General features: G+C 73.8%; 5 protein-coding genes and 1 pseudogene. All 6 read left to right on the top strand.

Going from position 1 to position 4308, the window contains the following annotated elements; translation table 11 throughout:
* A pseudogene (locus tag PSH25_RS29030) lies at positions 1-469 on the top strand (hypothetical protein); the annotation flags it as partial.
* Between the two features lie 214 nt (positions 470-683).
* Positions 684-1163: a glycosyltransferase family 28 protein gene (locus PSH25_RS29025; RefSeq protein WP_238662057.1), complete on the top strand. Its 480-nt coding sequence runs from the start codon at positions 684-686 to the stop codon at positions 1161-1163.
* Entirely contained in the window at positions 1160-1834 is a 675-nt protein-coding gene (locus tag PSH25_RS29020; RefSeq protein WP_238662056.1) for a glycosyltransferase, read from the top strand. The genes PSH25_RS29025 and PSH25_RS29020 overlap by 4 nt, the downstream gene beginning before the upstream one ends.
* A complete protein-coding gene (locus tag PSH25_RS29015; protein ID WP_238662055.1) occupies positions 1831-2754 on the top strand; it encodes a glycosyltransferase family 2 protein in 924 nt (307 codons plus the stop codon). The genes PSH25_RS29020 and PSH25_RS29015 overlap by 4 nt, the downstream gene beginning before the upstream one ends.
* A 94-nt stretch (positions 2755-2848) precedes the next feature.
* The gene (aroC, locus tag PSH25_RS29010; RefSeq protein WP_238662054.1) at positions 2849-4027 is read left to right on the top strand and encodes a chorismate synthase; all 1179 of its coding nucleotides are present in this window, start codon (positions 2849-2851) and stop codon (positions 4025-4027) included.
* The coding region (locus PSH25_RS29005) for a shikimate kinase (protein ID WP_238662053.1) at positions 4027-4308 on the top strand (282 nt) is incomplete at its 3' end. The genes aroC and PSH25_RS29005, both read left to right, overlap by 1 nt.

Here is a 4308-nt window from a genome sequence, read left to right as displayed (position 1 = left end):
CGACCAGGCCGGCCGGGCCGCCGCTACCGAGCCGGCCGGCGCACGGGCGGTCGCCGCGGTATCCGCGCTGGCCCGCCGGCATGGCGACACCAGCGTCGAGTTCGGTCACTGGCATGGTGACTGGGTGCCGTGGAACCTGGGCTGGCACGCCGGCCGGTTGGTCGCCTGGGACTGGGAGCACAGCGGGCCGGACGTGCCGGTCGGTTTCGACCTGGCGCACGACGCGTTCCAGCGGGCCCTGGTGCTGCGGGGGGAGCCGGCCGCCGCAGCCGCGTCGGCAGTCGACGGGTACCTGGGCCGGCACGGCGAGCGGCTCGGCCTCGACGCGGCTCGTCGCCGGCTCGTCGCCGACGCGTACCTGGTGGAGATGTGGTTGCGGACCTGGCGGCTGGCCGACGCGGGCGCGGGCTGGAACGCCGCCCTGCATCCCGCACTCTTGGACGTCATCGAGAAAAGACATAGCGGCTGATCGGGAGGAATCGCGGCGGCGACGGCACGCCGTAGAGTGACGACAAAATCGCAGGTGGTGATGACGATCGATGGACCTCGGACGTTCGGTGCGCCGAACCACCCGCTGTGGAGATCGTCGTCTCGGCCGGTCGCGCTATTCAACGACCGGGGATCGTGTGATCTGCTTCTGCGTGGCGTGAACTGAAATTCCAAGCGAACTTGTGGGGAGTCGCGTGGACACGAAGAACGACGACAGTGGGGCTCCGGTGCTGCTGCTGGTCGGCTCCAGCGGCGGCCATCTGGCCCAACTACTGGCCCTGCGGCCCTGGTACGAACAGTGGCGGCGCTGCTGGGTCACCTTCGACACCCCGGAGGCGGTGTCGCTGCTGGCCGGCGAGGACCTGGTCCCGGCGCACCACCCGACCACCCGCAACGTGCCGAACCTGCTGCGCAACGCGCTGCTGGCCTGGCAGGTGCTGCGGGCACGGCGGGTCGCCGCCGTGGTCACCACCGGCGCCGGGGTGGCGGTGCCGTTCGTGGTGCTGGCCCGGCTGCGGCGCATCCCGACCGTCTACATCGAGGTGTACGACCGGATCGACACCCCGACGTTGACCGCGCGGCTCTGCCGGCCGTTCCTCTCCGCGATGCTCGTGCAGTGGGACGAGCAGCGCCGGCAGTACCCCGAGGCGACAGTCGTCGGGACGCTGCTGTGACCGGGGAGACCGGCACCGCCCGGCGTCCGCAACCCCGGCCGAGCGCCGAGGCGGCCCGCCTGCCGCGCCAGCGCGACAGCTCGCCGATCGCCCAGCTGCGACTGCTGGTCGCGGTGGGCACCGACAAGCACCCCTTCGACCGGCTCGTCGACTGGGTGGCCCAGTGGCACACGCAGGCCGCCGGCCCGATCGGGCTGACCGTGCAGCACGGGCACACCAGGGCGCCCCAGCTTCCCGGCGCGGTGCCGTTCCTCGGCCACGACGCGTTGCAACAGGCGATGATCGACGCTGACCTGGTGGTCTGCCACGGTGGTCCGGCGACCATCCTGGAGGCCCGCCGGCACGGCCACCTGCCCATCGTGGTGCCCCGCGATCCGGCTCGCGGCGAGCACGTCGACAACCACCAGCTTCTCTTCGCCCGCCGGCTCGGCGCCGCCGGGCTGGTGGCTCTCTGCGAGACCCGGGAGGCGCTGCACGACGCGTTGGCCGCCGGGGTTGCCGATCCATCCCGGTACGCGGTGGCCGCCGACCCGGCGGCACACGAGGCACGACGGGCGGCGGTGGCCCGGGTCGGGCAGATCATCGACGACCTGGTGGCCCGCTCGACCCCGCGCCCACCCCGGTGGCGGGCCTGGTCCCGGCCGCGTCCGGGTACGAAGGAGACTCGATGACCCAGCAGCCGAGCGTCAGCGTCGTGGTGCCCACCCGGGACCGCCCCGAGCTGCTGCGGGCCGCGGTGCGCGCGATCCTGGCACAGGACTACCCGGGCCAGATCGAGGTCGTCGTGGTGTTCGACCAGTCCGCGCCGGACGAGTCGCTGACCAAGCTGGGCGGCGGCCCGGCCCGTACGGTACGGGTGATCCGCAACGCCCGTACCCCCGGGTTGGCCGGTGCGCGCAACAGCGGCACCCTCGCGGCCGAGGGTGAGCTTGTCGCGTTCTGCGACGACGACGACGAGTGGCTGCCCGGCAAGCTGGCCGCCCAGGTCGACGCGCTGGCCGGCGATCCGGCCGCCGAGTTCGTCTGCTGCGGCATCCGCGTCAACTACGACGGGCACACCGTCGACCGGGTGCTCGACAAGGACCGGATCACCCTGGACGACCTGCTCCGCGACCGGATGACGGAGCTGCACCCGTCGACCTTCCTGATCCGCGCCACCGCGTTGCGCAACGGGTTCGGGCTGGTCGACGAGGAGATCCCGGGCAGCTACGCGGAGGACTACGAGTTCCTGCTCCGGGCCGCGCGCAGCGCCCCGCTGATCAACCTGCGGACGCCGTCGGTGCTGGTCCGCTGGCACAAGCGCTCGTACTTCGCGCAACGCTGGGACACCATCTCCGAGGCGTTGCAGTGGTTGCTGCGGCGCTACCCGGAGTTCGCCAGTCAACCGGCCGGCGAGGCCCGGGTGTCCGGGCAGATCGCGTTCGCCCAGGCCGCCTCCGGCGACCGCCGGGGTGCGCTGCGCTGGGCCCGGCGCACCCTGCGGAGCAACCCCCGCGAGCCGCGCGCCTACCTGGCCCTCGCCGTCGCCGGTCGGGTGGTCCGGGCCGACGCGGTGCTGCGCACCCTGCACAAGCGCGGTCGGGGGATCTGAGCCGCCGCCTGCGCGAGCGGGCGGCGACGTCCGCTGGGCGGGACGCCCCGGGGAGCGCGCCGGGGCGGTGGCCCGCCGTGACAGACTGACCGCTGTGTTGCGCTGGCTGACTGCAGGTGAATCGCACGGTCCCGCCCTCGTCGCGATGTTGGAGGGGGTGCCGGCCGGCATCGAGGTGACCACCACCGAGATCGCCGACGAGCTGGCCCGTCGGCGGCTGGGCTACGGCCGGGGTGCCCGGATGTCGTTCGAGCGGGACGAGGTCGAGCTGCTGGGCGGCCTGCGGCACGGCGTGACCCTGGGCAGCCCGGTGGCGATCCGGGTCGGCAACTCCGAGTGGCCGAAGTGGCAGACCGTGATGGCCGCCGACCCGGTCGACCCCGACGAGCTGGCCCGGCAGGCACGCAACGCCCCGCTGACCCGCCCTCGGCCGGGCCACGCGGACCTGGCCGGCATGCAGAAGTACGGCCACACCGACGCCCGGCCGATCCTGGAACGCGCCAGCGCCCGGGAGACCGCCGCCCGGGTGGCCGTCGGCACGGTCGCCAAGGCGCTGATCCGTCAGGCGCTCGGCATCGAGATCGTCTCGCACGTCGTCGAGCTGGGTCCGGTGGCCGCGAAGCCAGGGCTGCGCCCGACGCCGTCCGACGCCGCCCGGATCGACGCCGACCCGCTGCGCTGCCTCGACCCGGAGGCCAGCGCCCTGATGGTCGCCGAGGTCGATGCCGCGAAGAAGGCCGCCGACACCCTCGGCGGCGTGGTCGAGGTGCTGGCGTACGGGGTGCCACCGGGGCTGGGCAGCCACGTGCAGTGGGACCGCAAGCTCGACGCCCGGCTGGCCACCGCGCTGATGTCCATTCAGGCGATCAAGGGCGTGGAGATCGGCGACGGCTGGCAGCAGGCCCGGTCCCGCGGCTCGGAGGCGCACGACGAGATCATCCCGTCGGCCACCGGCGTCCGCCGGGTCACCGACCGGGCCGGCGGGCTGGAGGGTGGCATCACCACCGGTGAGCCGCTGCGGGTCCGCGCCGCGATGAAGCCGATCTCCTCGCTGAACCGGGCGCTGGCCACCGTGGACATCACCACCGGCGAGCCGGCCACCGCGATCAACCAGCGCTCCGACGTCTGCGCGGTGCCCGCCGCGGCGGTGGTCGCCGAGGCGATGGTGGCGCTGGTGCTCGCCGAGGCGGCCACCGAGAAGTTCGGCGGCGACTCGATCGCCGAGATCCGCCGCAACGTGGCCGGGTACCTCGACGCGCTGGTCATCCGCTGATGGCACCGGTCGTCGTGCTGGTCGGCGCGCCCGGCTGCGGCAAGACCACCGTCGGGCGGGCGCTCGCCGCCACCCTCGGCGTGGAGTTCCGCGACACCGACACCGACATCGAGCAGATGGCCGGGAAGCCGATCCCGGAGATCTTCATCGACGAGGGTGAGGCGCACTTCCGTACCCTGGAACGTGCCGCCGTGGCCGCGGCGCTGGCCGCCGGCACGGGCGTGCTCGCCCTCGGCGGCGGCGCGGTGCTGGCCGAGGAGACCCGGGCCGCCCTGATCGGG

It is taken from the genome of Micromonospora foliorum, assembly GCF_022229015.1.
GTDB lineage: Bacteria > Actinomycetota > Actinomycetes > Mycobacteriales > Micromonosporaceae > Micromonospora > Micromonospora foliorum.
The sequence above is the reverse complement of the archived record's forward strand: the minus strand, read 5'-3'. Positions and strand labels throughout refer to the sequence as shown.